The following is an 18,268-nucleotide window of genomic DNA, read 5'->3' as shown; positions in this document are numbered from 1 at the left end:
CAAAAAACCTTCTCTGTAGTAAGAGAAGGTCAATTCGGTGCAAGTTTAACTATGTCATTTGATTTATAGAGCTGTTGGAGAGCAGAGTGGAGCTGGTTCAGCTCCTGCTGTAAATCGAGCTCATCATAATTTTTAAAGGATACTGGCTGTCGTGTAGTAAGACTGGTCAATATGCCGCCAAGCTGGTTTTGGATCGCATCATATTGTGTTTCCGATAACTTATCTTTGTTCTTTCGGAAGGACAATAGAAGGTAGCCTGCATGCTGAGTGTGCATGATAGCTGGCCATAAAACCTCTGCCTGCTGCTGGGAAGACGAGAAATCGCCAAGGCTTCGATCATATGCAGCCCGTAATTCAATCAAGCTGTTCATCAATTTCTTTATATGTTTATTTTCGTGATCATTTGAATGAATTGCACGGAGCAGCTCCTGCATATTAACGACCGTTTCTTTCAATATGATCGGGAGGAACCGCGTATGGATACCTCGCCATAGAAGTAAGACAGCCAAAATGGCGATCAAGCTTCCGACAACGGTATCGACAACCCTTGCTGTTACGAAATAGCTGACAGTATTGCCTGGGTTCATTGTCTCTACTAGGACAAGGACGAGGGGAGCAATGAACATATTAGCAAAAACGTAATTTCGTACAATCACCAGTTCCACGCAGAGCTGCAGCAGACCGACAACAAGGATCAAGTAAAAGCCGGACGGTTCCAGTGACAAAATCAGTCCGCCTATTACGGTACCGACAATGGTGCCGAGTGAGCGTTGGATTGCCCGATGGATAGTGAGCGTCGTGTTGGCGCCGATTAGTACAGCTGCACAAGCTACAGGCACCCAGTATGGCCGGTTGAATCCCAAAGTATGCGCCAAAAGCGAAGCAATCATAATAAACAGTCCGTAGAATAAGGCGTGCCGGACAGTGATATTTTTACGTGAAATACCATTCCGAAGCACAGTCCATGCGGATTCTGTCTCAACCCGGATTGATTCCTCCGCAGTTGCTTTTGAAGCAAGGTCATATGCCTGTTCCAATTCAAGCTGGAGGTTATGGACTACTGTCTGTTCCGACTTTGTATATGCAGGCCAGTTGCCTTTTGCGTCTTCGAGTGCATCAATTACCGCATTCAGCTGCTTCTCTAGGGAATTTCGCAAATCTGTGCTGAGGCTTTCATTATTGAGCTGTGTCAATGTATAGAAAATATCTGCTGCCAGCTCGTGTGAACGCAGCATCGATGGCTGCCTTTTAGACGCATAGATGATACGATCGGCTTGTCTTAACGTCAGGACAGTAAGATGCTGCATCTGGTAGAAAGCTGGTGTTCCAATAGATTGCATCATTGCCATAAGCTGTCTGTAAGATTTGATAAGAACTTGTTTTTCATGGTTCTTTTTGGTCCAGAGCCAGCTTGCCATGGCAAGCAGCCAGGAGAGTGCTCCTCCGAGCAGGACGTATAATCCTCGTTCCCACGCACTCTGCGGATCTAGGGGCAGCCCTGTTGCCATGCAGAATATCAAAACGAAGAACATCGGACCCGGTATGAGAAGCTGCAAGGTGTTCAGGACGTAAAAAGCAAGTAAACCGATGATACCAGCGACTATAGAGAGTATGAGTGTATAAGGAGCAAGCAATGTACCAAGCACCATGGCAGCAGTAAGCGAGATAGCAACCGCAGCAAGCTTCTTGGCTCGTTGTTTATACGTTTCTGCTCCTATATATAAGAATGTGAAAGCACCGAGCGCGGCTGAAAATCCATGGATGATGTCACCCAGCAGAAAACCAATCAATATCGGCAGACATGTGGCAAGACCCGATCCGATTGCCCGATTCCAAGGATAGGCAGCGGATCTGATACGTAATGCATCACGCAGACTAAGCCGTGCAGGTGCTTGTGGTAAATGATAATCCTTCAAGTAAATCCCTTCTTTTCTTTCCATGATACCCATAAAAAAAGGTCATAATCAGAACTATTATATTGTAATGCAATTCACAAACTAATTCAAACGGGTGAAGTATTTAACCGGCAGCTTGTACATAAAATACCTGTAATCAAATTTGTTGCAAGGCATCCATTTTTACTATTTAATGTTATGATGTTATGTGATAGAAGAAATCTATCATCTTATTTCGGTAATAAAGGAGCGATAGTGAGATGGCAAAAAAGAAAAAATCCTCAGGCAATACATCAGGAGCTGCTTCTAAAGCATCCAAGGTCATTGTTTGGGTTGTCTTGGCGATTGTCCTTTTAGTAGTAGCACTGGTCCTCATTAATAATTATACAGGGTCGTCCAGTGATGAGGCGCAAGACATCGACTACAGCAGTCAGCCTTTCCTCGGTGATGAAAATGCCCCGGTTAAAATAGTTGAATTTGGCGATTACAAATGTATCCACTGCCAAGAGTTCCATCATAATAATTTCCCGGTAATTGATCAGGAATTGATCGAAACTGGCAAGGCTAGCTTCTATTTCATGAATATGCCAATCATCAATGCAGATTCTGAGAAGGGTGCAGAATTCAGTGAGGCAGTTTACCAAGTGCTTGGAGATGATGGATTCTGGAAATTCCATGACGTTCTCTTTGCAGAAGATTTGAATACTAGCTTTACTGATGATTTCCTGATGGACAAGCTTCGTGAAGTAGTCAGCGATGAAGAAGCGGAAGAAGTACTGCAAGTGTACAACAATGGAACCGATGATGCTGTTTCGACAGATACGGAACTTGCAGATGAGCTTGGTGTGCAAGGTACACCTACTATCTTCGTCAATGGAAAACTATTCGAAGGTCAAGATATGAACGACTTGATCGATATGGTGGATGAGGAAACGCAGGAGGCGAACTAATGAATAAGAGTCTGTTATTTGCCTGGATAACTGCAGTCATCGCAATGCTGGGCAGTCTCTATTTCAGTGAAATCATGAAATTCGTACCTTGTACACTATGCTGGTACCAGCGCATTCTTATGTATCCGCTGGCCATCATACTGGGAATAGCATTTTATAAGAATGATGTTCGAATCTATAAGTATGTACTGCCGCTTAGTATTCTCGGAATAGTAATCTCTGGCTATCATTACTTGCATCAGAAGGTGCCTGCTTTAGAAGGGGCAAGCCTTTGTTCCAGCGGTGTGCCGTGCTCAGGCCACTATATCAACTGGCTCGGATTCATCACGATTCCGCTGCTGGCTTTCACCGCTTTCGTCATTATCACAGTTTGCATGTTCGTTCTTCGTAAAAAACATGCATAAGAAAAGCATTTGCCATTTCTGGCAAATGCTTTTTTCATAGGATGGTGATGTTCAATAAGGAAGGAATAAGCAAGCCTCCCCAAATCAATGTCATACCGGCAGCCATGATCATACCGATAGTCGAGAATGTACCTTCTTGTTCCCCATATTCCATGGCTTTATTGGTACCAACACCGTGAGCTCCCATTCCAAGTGCCAAGCCGCGGGCAACAGGCGATTTTAATGCCATAAGCCGAATAACATAAGGGCCGATGATACCGCCTGTAACACCAGTCACGATAACGAAGACAGTCGTCAGGGTCGGCAGACCGCCAATTGTTTTCGAAACTTCAATGGCAATTGGTGTTGTGATGGACCGTGGCAGGATACTGATCAGCAAATCACCATTGAATCGCATGACAAGACTCAAAAGCAGGGAAGAACCGATTGCTACCAATGTGCCGGCTGCGATGCTCGTCAGAATGATCATGATATTCTTCCGCAACAGGGGAGCATGCTTATAGATTGGAATAGCAAAGGCAACAGTGGCTGGTCCGAGCATATGTGTCCAAAGACTGGAAGATAACGCGTATTCACTTGGCTCTAAATGAGCCAGCTGGATAATACCGATTAGAATCAAAGGACACAGCAGCAGCGGGTGGAAGAATGGCATGGACCATTTCTTATACACAACTTTTGAGGCGCGGTAGATGACGTAGGTTACAATGGTGCCGATTAAAATAATAAGTGCGGTAGTCATTGTGTGTGTCCTCCTTTTCTTTTTCTTCTATACAGCTTCTCAGCAGTGAATCCAGTAGCGGCCATCACGATGAAAGTGCTGATGAGTATAAGCAGCACAGTCTCCAAACCTTGCCAGTTCAATATCTCTTTATAATTCAGGATACCGACAGCAGATGGGACAAAGAAAAGCAGAAGTTCAGCCAACAGCCAGCCCCCTGCTTTCTCGATCCATTCCAGTTTGACAATGCCTGCAAATAAGCTTAGTAATAACAAGACCAGACCTACGATGGAGCCTGGTACCGGAAGAGATAATATATGTGCTAAGCCGACACCGGCAAAATAAAATACGTGAATGATCGCTAGCTGAGAAAGCATGGTAATCGTTTTTCGTACCATGATTCTTCCTCCTAACAGAAAGTTATCCATAACTATTATTGATAACTCCATCATACTGCGGTCTCACGTATTCGTAAAATACATATATATTATATTGTGTATAACTTAAAGTTATATTGAATCAAAGGAAGAACTCAATGAAACGTCTTCCAGCGTAGGAGATATATTTGTCTTTTTTTGTAATGATAGCCAGGTTCCATGGAATGGAAGGTGTTAAATCAATAATGCGGATATCAGCATTATAGGTACGGTTACAAATGGATTCAGGAAGCAGGCTGACGCCTAGGTTAGCAGCGACCATTTCACTGATGAAATCCCACTGTGCGCTCTTGAAGAGGATATTTGGCTCGAAGCCTTCCTCGATGCAGCGTTTTCGCATAATATCATGTAAAGCAAATTCCTCATTATAGAAAATGAAATCTTCATCCTTCAATTCCTTCAGTTCAACTAATTCCCGGTCAGCAAGGGGATGATCGCGATGCACCATCAGCTTCATGTCCTCCTCCACAATCGGGTAATAATTGAACTCTGTTTCGTCAAGGGGCAAAACAGCAACGCCTAGTTCAAATTCCCCTTCATCTACTGCCTTTACGACACGGGCAGCCCCGTATTCGGTAATATTGATTGTGACATTCGGATAGGTCTGGTGGAAGCGAGCCATTACCTTCGGAAAGAAGAGACTCCCGATAATCGGCGGAATCCCGATCGTGACAGCCCCTTGCCTCAAATCGGTAAGATCTTGGAGTGTCGTTTGCATTTCGTCCAATTGCGCAAGCACTTGCTGCCCATAGGTATAAACCACTCTTCCGGCATCGGTCAAAGTGGTGGATTTGTTTGTGCGTTTAAATAAAGTAATCCCGAGTTCTTCTTCCAAACTCTTGATCGTTTTACTGAGAGCAGGCTGAGATACATGCAGGCTTTCTGCTGCTTTTGTCAGCCTTTTCTGTTTCACTATTTCGATCAGATAGCGTAGCTGTCGCAATTCCATAATGATACCTTCCTTTCTTAAGTTCAAGTATACCCATTTCTCTCTAGATGGAAAATGCTATAATACAAGCAACAAATGATAGAAGGAGTCCTTTTGATGGGATATGAGATAAAATCATTAACAGCAGATGATGCGTATGCAGTATTGCATTGGCGCTATTCCCCGCCTTACGACCTCTATAACCTCACCTATACGGAAGGCGCAGTCATGATGCTTATGGTTGGCGACTATTATGGAGTCTACGAAAATGGGAGTCTGCTTGGCTATTTCTGTGTTGGAGATGATGCACGGGTACTTGGCGGTGACTATAGTGACCATTCCTATTTGGATATCGGAGTCGGAATGGCACCTGAAATGACCGGACAAGGGCGAGGTTCGCAGTTTTTCAGTGAAATTTTGGAGTGGACCAAGAAGAATATCCAGCAGAATCAATACCGGCTTACGGTAGCTGCCTTCAATGAACGTGCTGTCCACCTTTATGAAAAGGCCGGCTTCCGGGAAATCAATCGATTTAATCGGGAGTCTGATGGCTTGCTGTTCCTGATTATGACAAAGAGCCCATGCTGACCATGGGCTTACTTTATAATAGCGCACCTAGCGGATTATAAGCAGAAATGTCGATATCGGTTTCTTGTCCTAGTATCAACTTCGTGAGCTGAGAGGCGACAAATGGCCCCATTGTAAGACCTGATGCGCCCAGTCCATTCATTACATAAAGATTTTGATGCTTTGAAAGGCGGCCGAATACCGGCAAAAAGCCGGGAGTGAATGGCCGGAATCCAACCCGGGTCTCAGCCAATACAGCATCAGCTAATGCAGGTGCAAGCTGCAGGGCCTTGCTTAGTACCTCATGCACGCCGCCAGCGGTGATTGATGTATCCATCTCTGCATCATTCTCGTGTGTTGCGCCAGCTACCATCCTGCCGTCTGGAAAAGCAAGCAGGTATTGATCAGCAGGCGGTATAATGACTGGCCATTCCTCGGTTTGAGCAGCATCCAGCTTTAAATGACAAATTTGTGCTTTTTGGAAGCTGACTTGCAGTGAATAGCCTAACGGTTCCAACAGTTCCTTAGCCCATGCTCCAGCGGTGACTACAACCTGATCAGGTGTCCATTCTTCATCGCCGGCTGTGACGGCGATTTGCCCTTCTTTCATCAAAAGGCGAGCTTCGCCTGAAACAAAACGTGCATTGTATTTTTTGGCAGCCCGATGCAAGCTATCGCGTAATGCTCTTCCGTCAACACGAGCAGCTCCGCTGACGTGCACGGCTCCAAACCCTGGTGCGATCAGGGGGAAGAGCTGGCGGACATTGTTTTCCTCCAACAGGCTGATAGTGCCCATTTCCGGGGCATCGTCCCTGCGTTTTTCTGCCCGCTTCTGCATTGCTTCTAATTTCTTGTGATCCTGGTGCAAGCTCAAGGCGCCTACACGGGCATAGCCTGTTTCCTCTTCACCATCAAGCCGAAGTTCTTCAATAATTTCCGGGTAATAGCGAGCACCGCCTTTGGCCAGCTGATACCAATCTTTGTTGCGCCGCTGGGAGAGCCACGGACAGACGATTCCTGCTGCTGCATCCGTTGCTTGTCCTTTATCAAAACGATCGATCACGGTTACCTGTATGCCGGCTTTGGCAAGTTTATAAGCGGTAACAGATCCTGCTATTCCTGCACCTATAATTGCTATATGCATGTCGAACATCCTTTTCTTTATTTAGCTACAATATACCATAGCATATTCACCCTTTTTTCAGTATTATAATCGAATGATAGATAGTAGAAGTGAGATGTAACATAAAATACCATTAAAGGACTTGTATAGACATGGCGACTAGAAGCAGAAAGCTGTATCACCGTATAAAAATCAATCCGCCGCAATTCTTTGCGCTGGGATTTCTCGCATTAATCGCATTGGGGACGTTTCTTCTGATGCTTCCGATGGCGACAGCGGATCGGCACCATCTTTCTTTTATTGATGCGTTATTCGAAGCAACTTCAGCTGTTTGTGTAACAGGGCTGGTAGTAGTTGATACACAGACCACCTTTACTTTATTTGGCCAAATTGTACTGTTATGTCTTATCCAGATAGGCGGATTAGGATTCATGACGCTCACAGTATTCATCGCAATGCTGCTCCGCCGCAATATAAGCTTTGAGGAGCGGCATTTAGTCAAAGAATCACTCAATCAGAGTTCGTACGAAGGTATTGTCCGGATGGTACGGTTTGTTCTCTTATTCACTGTCATTTGTGAGGTGATTGGAACGCTTATCCTCGGGCTTCACTGGGGAAGTGAATTTGGATATCCGAGATCTTTTTATTACGGACTTTTTCATTCAATATCTGCATTTAATAATGCCGGATTTGATATAATGGGGGATTTCAGCAGCATGACTGCCTATGTTGGTGATCCAATAGTCAATCTTACGTTGACAATTCTTCTGATATTAGGTGGAATCGGCTTCATCGTCGTAGCTGATGTCATCCAGAAGAAAAAAGGGAAACGGCTGACACTTCATACTAAAGTTGTTCTTTGGATGTCTGCTGTACTTGTCGCAGGCGGGACGCTATTAATTTTTCTATTGGAGTATGGTAATCCAGCCACTATCGGACATCTGGCATGGAATGATAAACTACTGGCTTCCTATTTCCATGGTGTAGTTCCGAGGACTGCTGGTTTCAACTCGCTGAATACAGCTGATCTGACATTGGGGTCACAGCTGGTTACAATGGCGCTTATGTTTATCGGCGGCGGAACTGGAGGAACTGCAGGGGGCATAAAAGTCACTACATTTGCCATATTGCTGTTTGCGGTATGGGCACTGATAAAAGGGAAGCAGGAAGTGAATATCAGAAATCGGCGGATACCTGGGGACTTAGTGTTCCGGGCATTTTCGATCACGACATATTCTGTCCTTCTCGTATCGCTATTCGTGTTTTTGCTTTCTATCACGGAAAAAAGCGCTGCACTCAATTATATTGCATTCGAAGTGATTTCAGCTTTTGGGACGGTTGGGATGACACTTGGACTGACGCCGGACCTTTCAGAACCAGGTAAGATGCTTCTTTCCCTTCTCATGTTCATGGGTCGTGTTGGGCCGATTACTATCGCATTCGCGCTAGCTTTCCGAATCAGGAAGACTGCCGTTCGGAATCCGGAGGAACGAATCATCATCGGTTAATATAGCTGTTGTATCCGTTTTCGGTTTCTCAATTCTTTGTTTTCAGATAAAATAGAACTACATCATTAAGGTGTTAGAGGAGTGACAGACTTGAATAAGAAAGAGATAGAAATATTAGAGCTATTAGAAAAAAACGGAAGAATGGATGTACATATGATAGCGCGGATGGTAGAGCTGTCCGTTGATGAAGTAGAAGCAGCTATTCGTAAATTCGAGGAAATGCAGATTGTTCATGGTTATTCAACTTTGATCGACTGGACAGAAGTGCGTGGTTACGAAGGTGTCACTGCCATGATTGATGTAAAGGTAACACCTGTACGCGGTAAAGGTTTCGACGATGTAGCAGAGCGTATTTATCGTTTCCCAGAAGTGAAAGCCGTTTATTTGATGTCAGGTGCATACGATTTGTCTGTGTCAGTGGAAGGAAAGACGATGTCACAGGTGGCGCGCTTTGTATCAGAAAAACTATCTACTTTAGATACAGTTATTTCAACGACTACGCACTTCATCCTCAAAAAGTATAAGCATGATGGCATCATCTTCGGTGAGGATGACGATAATGATCGCAGAATGCCGGTGAGTCCATGAGTCTGGATACAAGCCGTTTCATTGCGGAGCACGTCGATGCTTTAAAACCATCTGGTATCCGCCGTTTCTTTGACTTAGCTTCTACCATGGAGAATGTCATCTCCTTGGGAGTTGGGGAACCAGACTTCGTTACACCATGGAATGTAATTGAAGCAAGCTATCACTCGCTAGAGCAAGGGTATACAGCTTACACCGCAAATGCTGGACTGATGGAGCTGCGTGAACTGATTTCGGATTATCTGAAATCAACATACGCAGTGACTTACCGTCCTGCGGATCAAGTAATTGTTACGGTTGGAGCCAGCCAGGCGATCGATATTGCGCTGCGGGCTATCCTTAACCCGGGTGATGAGGTTATCATTGTCGAGCCATGTTTTGTTGCTTATGCTTCAGCTGTTTCATTGGCAGGGGGAGTACCAGTCTCTGTCGGGACGAAAGCAGAGAATGGCTTTAAGCTGCAGCCGGAAGAATTAGGGAGTGCTGTTACACCAAAAACTAAGGCAATCATCCTATGTAATCCGAATAACCCGACTGGGACGATGCTGAACAGGGAGGAGCTGCTGCCGATTGCAGAGCTTATAGAAGCACATGACCTGCTCGTCCTATCTGATGAAATATATGCAGAGCTAAGCTATGAAGCTGATTACGTGAGTTTCTCCAGCTTACCGAATATGCAGGATCGCACTATCCTCATTTCTGGATTTTCTAAGTCATTTGCGATGACAGGCTGGCGTCTCGGTTACGCTGCAGGGCCTGCGGAACTGATCCAGGCAATGACAAAGATTCATCAGTATACCATTATGTGTGCACCGACGATGGCCCAATATGGTGCGGTCGAAGCGCTGCGCAGCGGATCTGCCAGTGTAGAACATATGAAAAAAAGCTATCGCCAGCGCCGGAACTTTGTTACGTCAGCTTTCGAGGAAATGGGCTTGATGACGAACAAACCAGGCGGAGCTTTCTATATCTTCCCATCCATCAAAGAAACGGGAATGAGTTCCGAAGCCTTTGCTGAAGCCTTGCTGATTGAAGAAAAGGTTGCTGTCGTACCTGGAAGTGTATTCGGGGACAGCGGAGAAGGCTATATTCGCTGTTCTTATGCAACATCGATGAAGCAGCTGACAGAAGCGATGAAACGGATCAAACGTTTTGTTGAAAAACAGCAAGCATAAAAAAGACCCTCTCGTATGAGAGGGTCTTTTCGTTTATTCGTTCAATAGAAGTCTATCCCGGCCAAACTGGAACCAGTCTTTAACAACTTGTTTTTGGTCCTTGTCGAGGCTAGTCAATCCTTTATCAGATTCTGCTGCAAATACAGCATCGCCATATAGTTTGCCTAGTTCATGAACATGGTCATTGTGACGCTGGAAAATAGTAAAGTTCAAAGGATCTTTTTCCGTAGCACTTTCGTTGCTGACGACGACAATACCGTCAACCAATCGTGTCATGATAGGGGAACCGCCGACAAACTTCTGAATGCCTTGCGGGTCTGATGGTACGGACTTCACTGCAAAGTCTCTTTCTGGTTTTAGTACTAATGCTGATATTTTTGCCATGTGGGCTCTCTCCTTCGAACGCTTTTATTCCATTAAAGCATAATAGGATGCGCTTCGCTATTACTCTGCTTTTGTCGGAACCCAGCCTTTTGTTTGCAGGATGATATTCCAAAGCGGATCTGGAATGCCATGGTGGTCTTCGCGGGCAGGGTCGATCAAACGGATGATTTCGTCTTCGCGTCCTTCTTTAAGCTTCGTTGCGAATTCCGGATCGATCAGCAATTCACGGCCCAATGCAATCAATGGAACACCAGTTGCCTTCGCTGCAGCTACGTCTTCGGCGGAGTACAAGGATCCAACACCAATCAATGGAATTCTGTCATTGATTCGCTCTTTGATCAAATCGATGCGTTTCGCATTTGTATCTGCTCCGCGTCGTGCTGTGGAGTGGAAGTCCATCAAAGATACATGCAGATAATCCAAAGGTTTTTCTACAAGTGCATCAATTAATTCGAATGTTTCTTTCATTGTCAATCCAGGTGTTTCCGGTTCTTCTGGAGAGAAGCGGTAGCCAATGATAAAGTCTTTGGAACCATGTTTTTCTACAGTTTCCTTCACTTTATCGATAACAGCTAATGGGAAGCGCAAACGCTCGCCCCATTCATCATCACGGCGATTGGAGAATGGAGAGAAGAACTGCTGAATGATATAGCCATTTGCACCATGGATCTCTACACCATCAAAGCCCGCTTCGATAGCGCGGCGGGCAGCTTCACCGAAATCTTCTATGATTTGCTGTACCTCAGCCGTTTCCAATGCGCGCGGAGTAGCTGCACCTTCTTTTTCAACAGCGCTAGGAGCAACAACGTCTCCATTAGGCACAAGATCACCAACTGCTTCACGTCCGCCGTGGTGGATCTGAATGATAGCTTTGGCTCCTTCTGCCTTGATTGTGTCTGCCTGCTTTTTCAAGCCAGGAATGTCTGTATCGTGGGCAACAGAAGGCTGTCCTGGGAATGCTTTCCCGCTGTCAGATACATTGGATGCAGCAGTGATGACCAAGCCGATATCCTTGGAACGCTGCGCGATATATGGAAGTTCCTGATCAGAAATCGTACCATCAGGATTGGAAGAGTAATGTGTCATTGGAGCAAGTACGAAACGGTTTTTTAACGTAACACCATTTGGTAAAGTTAAACTCTCAAAAAGAGAAGCGTATTTTTCATTCATGGGAATTATTCCTCCTTTGTATGGACTTTATTCTAGAGACTTGTGAAAAAGGTAGCAAACAAAATGCTCATTCGTAAGCGGGTTATTATTTGTAACAGCTATCTGCAAAAGTAACGCAGGCCATGCTATACTGTTGGAACAACAAAGACGGGAGCAACGATGGTATGTTGAACAAATATGATTACTATTATGGTGCCTTCCTTTCCAAGCTGGTATCCATGCAGATTGTACCTGCACTTATTGAAGAAAGTAAGGAAAGACGGGTTTATCAGCTGGAAACAGGATCGAATCGGATGAAAGTGTACTCCAAATACGCAACAAGCTCCACTAATACGTGGAATTTTCGCTTTTCGAATGAGGAACGCGAGCGTCTGCTGCAATGGACTGAGGAAGAGCGGCACCAGCTTTTTGTACTGATTTGCAGTAAAAAAGATCTTCTCGGAGGGGAAATCGCAATTCTGACATTCGACCAGCTGCTTGCATGTATGGATGTGCGGGAGAAATACAAAGAAGCGAGCTGCCGGGTTGCAATCAGGAAAAAGAAGCATAGTCCTTTCCTTTATGCATATGGTACTTCCCGCAGCTTGGACGATGCTTTGCCGCTAACGCGTAAATTTTGCGGATTTATTATTGCATACTTCCGTTCCAGAGCCAGTATAAAGAAGTGTATAGCAGAAAATAGCTATACGCTTTTTCTATGTAGGAAAGAAAGCGGATTCAAAAAAGTTACACAAAGGACTAATTATCTATTACAATGGCGGTATGAATAAAAAAGGAGATAGTCTATGGGGAAATCCTTTTCTGTCCAAAAAATATTGAATAATAATGTACTGATAGCCGAAAATGAGGAAGCAAAAGAAGTCGTCCTGATCGGTAAAGGCGTCGGTTTTGGCAAGAAATCAGGAAGTAAGCTGGAGGAAGGCGAATTCGAGAAGCTGTTTGTACTTCAAGATGAAAAGGAACAAGACAGCTATAAACAGATGCTGGATCATATTGACGAAGAACTGGTTGCAGTTATGAATGACGTGATTTATCTAATTGAAGAGCGAATGAGACAGCCGATGAATGAACATATTCATATTGGATTGACAGATCATTTATCTTTCGCAATGAAACGCCTGGAGCAAGGCTTGGATATCAAAAACCCCTTTGCCGTGGAAACGAAATTCATCTATCCGAAGGAATACAGCGTGGCCAGTGAAGCTGTATCACTCTTGAATGAACGTCTCGGCATCCAGCTTCCGGAAGGCGAAATTGGTTTTATTACATTGCACATCCACAGTGCCTGCATCAATCAGCCAGTAGGGGAACTCAGTCAATATACTAGACTGATCGCGCAAATGTTTCAGGTGATCGAGGCGAGTTTAGCAATAACAGTCGATCGGGAAAGTATCAATTATATACGGCTTGTCCGTCATTTCCGTTTTGCAATTGACCGGATAAAACGGGGTGAGGAAGTTCGGGAACCCGAGAAGATCATGAATCTATTGAAAACCGAATATCCGCTGTGCTATAATACTGCTTGGAAGCTAGTCAAAATATTACAGCAAACGTTAAAACGTCCTGTACAGGAAGCAGAGGCAGTCTATCTCACTTTGCATCTGTATCGTTTGACCAATAAATTATAATGTGCATTGCATTTATGCGTGTAACTGAACTGATCAGGCATGAGGATAAAAGGATGCGCAAGAAGAACTCGATTCTTTTTGTGTGACTTTCTTTATCGCTCATGTCTTTTTTATTGATATTTTATGCAAGCGTTATCAGGGTGTGGAGGAATTGGAGTGTATACTAGATGAAAAATGCTTTTGGTGTCCTGCAGAAAATCGGCCGGGCGCTTATGCTGCCTGTCGCAATACTACCTGCTGCCGGCATTTTGCTGGCGTTGGGTGATGCATTGCAAAACCCTGATCTGATTGGGAATATCGGCATTTTGAACAGTGCTTGGGTACAGCTCATTGCTTCTGTCATGCAAAGTGCCGGATACATTGTGTTTGATAATTTGCCGCTGCTATTTGCGGTGGGCGTTGCCATTGGACTTGCGAATGGGGATGGTGTGGCAGGTATTGCTGCCATCATTGGTTATCTGACCATGAACGCGACGATGAGTGCGGTGCTCATTGCTAATGGCAGTATCCCGAAAAGTGCTGTGGAGCAAGCAGAATTCTTTGCTGGAAATAATCCAGCTTATACGACAAGTCTTGGAATCCCGACCTTGGCTACAGGAGTATTCGGCGGAATCATTGTCGGTGTGCTGGCAGCCATTATGTTCAATAGATTTTATAAGATTGAATTGCCGCAATATCTGGGATTCTTCGCCGGAAAGCGTTTTGTTCCAATTGTGACATCTATTGCTGCATTGGCGCTTGGTTTGTTAATGCTTGTTATCTGGCCGCCTATCCAGCATGCGTTTAATAGCTTCTCAAATGGTTTGCTTTCATCCAATATGACGCTGACGGCTTTTATATTCGGTGTCATTGAGAGGGCTTTGATTCCTTTCGGTCTGCATCATATTTTTTATTCACCATTCTGGTATGAATTCTTCAGCTATACGAATACGGCGGGTGAATTAATCCGCGGTGACCAGCGTATTTTCATGGCACAAATCAGAGACGGGGCAGAGCTGACAGCAGGTACGTTCATGACTGGCAGATATCCATTCATGATGTTCGGCTTACCGGCGGCAGCATTGGCTATTTATCACGAAGCAAGCCCTAAAAGGAAGAAAGTTGTTGCTGGGCTGATGGGTTCAGCCGCACTGACTAGCTTCTTGACAGGAATCACGGAACCACTTGATTTCTCTTTCTTGTTTGTAGCGCCATTATTATACGCTGTACACTGTGTGTTTGCCGGACTCTCCTATATGACGATGTACATGCTGGATGTCAAAGTTGGTATGACATTCTCTGGAGGATTCATTGATTTCTTCTTGTACGGCATCCTGCCAAACAGAACGGACTGGTGGCTGGTTATTCCAGTTGGATTGGCTTTTGCAATAATCTATTATTCCGGATTCCGATTTGCAATCCGTAAATTCAATCTCATGACGCCAGGTCGTGAAAGGGAAGTGGAAGAAGAAACAAATGCGAGAAATGCGCGGACAGGAGGGTTGGCATATCACGTGCTTGAAGCGATGGGTAATAAAGAAAATATTAAGTATTTGGATGCATGCCTGACACGTCTTCGAGTCACAGTGAATGACAAAAGCAAAGTCGATAAAAATGAACTGAAGAAACTAGGAGCAGCGGGTGTACTGGAAGTCGGCAACAACATGCAAGCCATCTTTGGCCCAAAATCGGAAGGGCTGAAAGAGCAGATACAGGATATCATACTTGGCAAAACTTCGAGTCCGCAGATGGACGCAGCGCCTGCTGCAGAAGGTATCCTGTCAAACACGCTTCAAGATGATCCCAAAATGAATGCTTTTGTCATACCAATGTCTGGAACGCTGCGTTATTTGGAGGACGTACCGGACCTGGTCTTCTCTGAAAAATTGATGGGGGATGGCTTTGCCATCGAACCTGTCAATGGGACTGTTGTGTCACCGGTTAATGGAAAAGTCATCAACATTTTCCCTACAAAGCACGCCATTGGTTTAGAGGCGGACAATGGTCGCGAGGTGCTGATCCATATAGGATTGGAAACAGTGAATTTGAAGGGGGAAGGCTTCGAGGTCTTTGTGAAAGAAGGGGACCGGGTCACTGCGGGTCAGAAACTAGTGGAAGCTGATCTTGCAGCTATCGGATCGCTTGTTCCGTCCTTGCTGACCCCGGTTGTGTTCACGAATCTTGGATCTGCTGAAAAAGTTGTCTTCCAAGAGGGAAAGAAAGTAAAAGCGGAGCAGAAAAACAAAGTGAAAATCGAAAAATTATAGAAAAAACAGCTATAGCGACAGTGCTATAGCTGTTTTCATTCGTTTAAATAAGTCTTTTCCAGATAGTCCTCTTTATTACCATATACCTTGACGATATGCGATTCACCCCAGCTGCATAAGGAATCAAGTATTCCTTGTAAACTCCAGCCATACTCGCTCAGTTCGTATTCGACACGCGGCGGCAGCTCGTGGTATTGAATCCGGTTGATGATGCCATCAGCTTCCAACTCCCGAAGCTGCTGGGTGAGCATTTTTTGGGAGATATTCGGCATAAGCCGCTTTAGTTCACTTGTCCGTTTCTTTCCGTGTGTCAGGTGGCAAAGAATAACGGTTTTCCACTTTCCGCCTATTACCTCAAGTGTTGCTTCTACACTAATATTATATTTCTTTTGCATCTTCTTCTCTCCTTATAGGTACTAAAAGGTGCCTATAGCACAAAAAAGTACGTACTGTTCAATAGGAATCCCATACGACATAATAACATTACTCCGGCTGATGCGGGAGATAAAAGAATTGGAAAGGAAATGTAATATGAAAGGAAACCAAACTTTTGCCCTGATCGCTTTGGCAATCACAGCTTTTGCGATCGGCACAACAGAATTCATCAGTGTGGGTCTGTTGCCGCTGATAGCGGATGACTTTCAATCATCAGTGCAGGCGGCAGGACTTACAGTATCCCTATATGCAATCGGGGTTGTTGTCGGTGCTCCGATCCTGACACCGATGCTTTCCAGCATACCAAAAAAGAAGCAGCTCCTATTGGTTATGCTCGTATTTTTGATAGGTAATAGTATAGCCGCTGCTGCTCCTAATATGACTGTTTTACTTATAGCACGATTCATCTCAGCTCTTGCGCATGGTGTATTCATGTCAATAGGATCCACGATTGCTGCGAGCTTGGTTCCGCCTGATAAGCGTGCTGGAGCAATCAGCATCATGTTCACAGGGCTTACTGTTGCAACTATCACAGGAGTTCCATTCGGCACCTTCATTGGTCAGCAGCTGGATTGGCGAATTGCATTCATCTTTATTGTAGTGATTGGTCTTATCGCTGGTTTGGCTAATCTTGCATTGCTTCCAAATACATTACCTAAAGGCGTGAAAGTACGTCTCAAAGATCAAACCAGTCTGTTGCGGTCAGTACCTATTTTACTTGTCCTTCTTATTACAGCGCTTGGCTATGGCGGTACATTCGTCGTCTTTACGTATTTATCACCGCTTCTGCAGCAAATTAGCGGATTTCAGCCAGGAACTGTGACGTGGCTGCTGCTCGTATATGGTGTGGCGGTAGCAATCGGCAATATCGCTGGCGGCAAGCTGGCAAATAGACGGCCTGTTCACGCTTTATTTTATATGTTTGCTATACAGGCTATCGTACTAGCAGTCTTGTATATCACGTTGCCTGTGAAAGAACTTGGTTTGGTTTTTATTCTGCTCATGGGGCTGTTTGCGTTCATGAATGTTCCGGGCCTGCAGTCGTATATCGTTGTGCTTGCTGAACGGCTTGTACCGCAGGCGGTGGATATTGCTTCTGCATGGAATATTGCAGCTTTCAATGCCGGGATTGCGCTCGGTTCCTATCTGGGAGGCGTCATCACAGAGCAGCTAGGTCTGCTTCATACAAGCTGGGTAGCGGCCATCATGGTTGCAGCAGCAGTTGGTTTGACAGCTATATCAAGAAAATTAGAAAACAAGGGAGAAATATCTCATGAAATCAGTAAAGCTCAATAATGGCAATCTTATGCCGATGCTAGGTTACGGCGTTTTCCGTGTCGAAGATGGAAAGGAACTCGCTGACAAAGTTTACTTTGCAGTCGAACATGGCTATCGCAGCATTGATACAGCTGCTATTTACGGAAATGAAGCAAGCGTCGGCCAAGGAATTAACCGGGCAATCGAAGCAGGGTTAGTAAAAAGAGAAGAGCTATTCATTACTTCTAAAGTGTGGAATGCTGGGCTGACATTTGATCAAACAAAAGCAGCCTATAAAGAGTCCTTGAAAAAAATGCAGCTGGATTTTCTTGATCTTTATTTGATCCATTGGCCAGGGAAAGATAAATTCTCAGAAGCCTATCGAGCATTGGAAGAGCTATATCAAGAGAAGAAAGTAAAAGCGATTGGAGTAAGCAACTTCCAAGTACATCATTTGGAAACATTATTAAGTACCGCATCTGTCGTGCCGGCGGTCAATCAAGTAGAATTCCACCCTCGCTTGATTCAAAAAGAACTGCGTGCATACACGAAGACAAAGGGTGTTCATTTGGAAGCATGGTCCCCGCTTATGAACGGAGACTTGCTGGCAGAGCCTTTACTGCAGGAGCTTTCTAATAAATATGGAAAGTCTCCGGCTCAGATTGTGCTTCGCTGGGATATACAGCATGATGTCATCACGATACCAAAATCCATGACAGACAAACGTATTATGGAAAACAAGGATGTATTTGATTTTGAATTACAACCAGAAGATATGGAACGCTTGGACCAATTGGATGATGGTACCCGCAGCGGACCACATCCGGATGAATTCGATTTTTAAGATAAAAGAAAGGC

19 protein-coding genes are annotated in these 18,268 nt (G+C 44.7%); 11 read left to right on the top strand and 8 right to left on the bottom strand.

Translation table 11 applies throughout. The features are described 5' to 3' along the window. Positions 1 to 29: 29 nt before the first annotated feature. Positions 30 to 1,916, bottom strand: coding sequence for an FUSC family protein (locus SFC25_RS10300; protein WP_411215181.1), 1,887 nt, complete (start codon positions 1,914 to 1,916; stop codon positions 30 to 32). Positions 1,917 to 2,155: 239 nt separating this feature from the next. On the opposite strand from SFC25_RS10300, the gene SFC25_RS10295 reads away from it, so the two are divergent. Beyond that, positions 2,156 to 2,845, top strand: a complete 690-nt coding sequence (locus tag SFC25_RS10295) for a DsbA family protein (RefSeq protein ID WP_411215180.1) — start codon at positions 2,156 to 2,158, stop codon at positions 2,843 to 2,845. Continuing rightward, a complete protein-coding gene (locus SFC25_RS10290; RefSeq protein WP_411215179.1) occupies positions 2,845 to 3,249 on the top strand; it encodes a disulfide oxidoreductase in 405 nt (134 codons plus the stop codon). Before SFC25_RS10295 ends, SFC25_RS10290 begins: the two co-directional genes overlap by 1 nt. Before the next feature lie 34 nt (positions 3,250 to 3,283). Here SFC25_RS10290 and SFC25_RS10285 read toward each other — a convergent pair whose 3' ends face one another. The 3 genes from SFC25_RS10285 to SFC25_RS10275 all read right to left on the bottom strand — a co-directional run bounded on the left by SFC25_RS10285 (position 3,284) and on the right by SFC25_RS10275 (position 5,353). Then, complete coding sequence (locus tag SFC25_RS10285; RefSeq protein ID WP_411215178.1) at positions 3,284 to 3,988, bottom strand: LrgB family protein; 705 nt, start codon at positions 3,986 to 3,988, stop codon at positions 3,284 to 3,286. Then, positions 3,985 to 4,365, bottom strand: a complete 381-nt coding sequence (locus SFC25_RS10280) for a CidA/LrgA family protein (RefSeq protein ID WP_038557742.1) — start codon at positions 4,363 to 4,365, stop codon at positions 3,985 to 3,987. Before SFC25_RS10280 ends, SFC25_RS10285 begins: the two co-directional genes overlap by 4 nt. A 121-nt stretch (positions 4,366 to 4,486) precedes the next feature. Continuing rightward, positions 4,487 to 5,353 carry a LysR family transcriptional regulator gene (locus SFC25_RS10275; protein WP_411215177.1) on the bottom strand — a complete coding sequence of 289 codons (867 nt, stop codon included), beginning with the start codon at positions 5,351 to 5,353 and terminating at the stop codon, positions 4,487 to 4,489. A gap of 96 nt (positions 5,354 to 5,449) precedes the next feature. Between SFC25_RS10275 and SFC25_RS10270 the strand changes: the two genes are divergently transcribed. Further along, positions 5,450 to 5,920 (top strand): GNAT family N-acetyltransferase, encoded by a 471-nt coding sequence (locus SFC25_RS10270; RefSeq protein WP_411215176.1) that lies wholly within the window; start codon positions 5,450 to 5,452, stop codon positions 5,918 to 5,920. 13 nt (positions 5,921 to 5,933) lie between these two features. Here the strand turns inward: SFC25_RS10270 and SFC25_RS10265 are convergent, their stop codons facing one another. Next, positions 5,934 to 7,043 (bottom strand): NAD(P)/FAD-dependent oxidoreductase, encoded by a 1,110-nt coding sequence (locus tag SFC25_RS10265; RefSeq protein ID WP_411215175.1) that lies wholly within the window; start codon positions 7,041 to 7,043, stop codon positions 5,934 to 5,936. A gap of 131 nt (positions 7,044 to 7,174) precedes the next feature. Between SFC25_RS10265 and SFC25_RS10260 the strand changes: the two genes are divergently transcribed. The 3 genes from SFC25_RS10260 to SFC25_RS10250 all read left to right on the top strand — a co-directional run bounded on the left by SFC25_RS10260 (position 7,175) and on the right by SFC25_RS10250 (position 10,290). Further along, positions 7,175 to 8,530 (top strand): TrkH family potassium uptake protein, encoded by a 1,356-nt coding sequence (locus SFC25_RS10260; protein ID WP_411215174.1) that lies wholly within the window; start codon positions 7,175 to 7,177, stop codon positions 8,528 to 8,530. A 90-nt stretch (positions 8,531 to 8,620) separates the two neighbouring features. Beyond that, on the top strand, positions 8,621 to 9,118 hold the full coding sequence (locus SFC25_RS10255) for an Lrp/AsnC family transcriptional regulator (protein WP_411215173.1): 498 nt from the start codon (positions 8,621 to 8,623) through the stop codon (positions 9,116 to 9,118). Further along, positions 9,115 to 10,290, top strand: a complete 1,176-nt coding sequence (locus tag SFC25_RS10250; protein WP_411215172.1) for an aminotransferase — start codon at positions 9,115 to 9,117, stop codon at positions 10,288 to 10,290. Before SFC25_RS10255 ends, SFC25_RS10250 begins: the two co-directional genes overlap by 4 nt. A 33-nt stretch (positions 10,291 to 10,323) precedes the next feature. On the opposite strand, the gene SFC25_RS10245 is transcribed toward SFC25_RS10250, so the two are convergent. Further along, positions 10,324 to 10,674 (bottom strand): DUF3846 domain-containing protein, encoded by a 351-nt coding sequence (locus SFC25_RS10245; RefSeq protein WP_411215171.1) that lies wholly within the window; start codon positions 10,672 to 10,674, stop codon positions 10,324 to 10,326. Positions 10,675 to 10,734: 60 nt separating this feature from the next. After that, positions 10,735 to 11,844, bottom strand: coding sequence for an NADH-dependent flavin oxidoreductase (locus tag SFC25_RS10240; RefSeq protein WP_411215170.1), 1,110 nt, complete (start codon positions 11,842 to 11,844; stop codon positions 10,735 to 10,737). A 164-nt stretch (positions 11,845 to 12,008) separates the two neighbouring features. On the opposite strand from SFC25_RS10240, the gene SFC25_RS10235 reads away from it, so the two are divergent. The 3 genes from SFC25_RS10235 to ptsG all read left to right on the top strand — a co-directional run bounded on the left by SFC25_RS10235 (position 12,009) and on the right by ptsG (position 15,718). Next, the gene (locus SFC25_RS10235) at positions 12,009 to 12,614 is read left to right on the top strand and encodes a hypothetical protein (RefSeq protein WP_411215169.1); all 606 of its coding nucleotides are present in this window, start codon (positions 12,009 to 12,011) and stop codon (positions 12,612 to 12,614) included. Between the two features lie 15 nt (positions 12,615 to 12,629). After that, the gene (glcT, locus tag SFC25_RS10230) at positions 12,630 to 13,472 is read left to right on the top strand and encodes a glucose PTS transporter transcription antiterminator GlcT (RefSeq protein ID WP_411215168.1); all 843 of its coding nucleotides are present in this window, start codon (positions 12,630 to 12,632) and stop codon (positions 13,470 to 13,472) included. Between the two features lie 167 nt (positions 13,473 to 13,639). Continuing rightward, positions 13,640 to 15,718: a glucose-specific PTS transporter subunit IIBC gene (gene ptsG / locus SFC25_RS10225; RefSeq protein ID WP_411215167.1), complete on the top strand. Its 2,079-nt coding sequence runs from the start codon at positions 13,640 to 13,642 to the stop codon at positions 15,716 to 15,718. 35 nt (positions 15,719 to 15,753) lie between these two features. Here the strand turns inward: ptsG and SFC25_RS10220 are convergent, their stop codons facing one another. Further along, positions 15,754 to 16,113, bottom strand: a complete 360-nt coding sequence (locus SFC25_RS10220; RefSeq protein ID WP_095223894.1) for a winged helix-turn-helix transcriptional regulator — start codon at positions 16,111 to 16,113, stop codon at positions 15,754 to 15,756. Between the two features lie 136 nt (positions 16,114 to 16,249). Here SFC25_RS10220 and SFC25_RS10215 point away from each other — a divergent pair, with 136 nt between their 5' ends. After that, positions 16,250 to 17,449, top strand: a complete 1,200-nt coding sequence (locus SFC25_RS10215) for an MFS transporter (protein WP_411215166.1) — start codon at positions 16,250 to 16,252, stop codon at positions 17,447 to 17,449. Continuing rightward, positions 17,427 to 18,254 (top strand): aldo/keto reductase, encoded by an 828-nt coding sequence (locus SFC25_RS10210; protein ID WP_411215165.1) that lies wholly within the window; start codon positions 17,427 to 17,429, stop codon positions 18,252 to 18,254. The genes SFC25_RS10215 and SFC25_RS10210 overlap by 23 nt, the downstream gene beginning before the upstream one ends. Positions 18,255 to 18,268 lie beyond the last annotated feature (14 nt).

Source organism: Terribacillus saccharophilus (assembly GCF_046592595.1).
Lineage (GTDB): Bacteria > Bacillota > Bacilli > Bacillales > Amphibacillaceae > Terribacillus > Terribacillus saccharophilus_C.
This window is presented reverse-complemented; position numbering and strand designations above follow the sequence as displayed.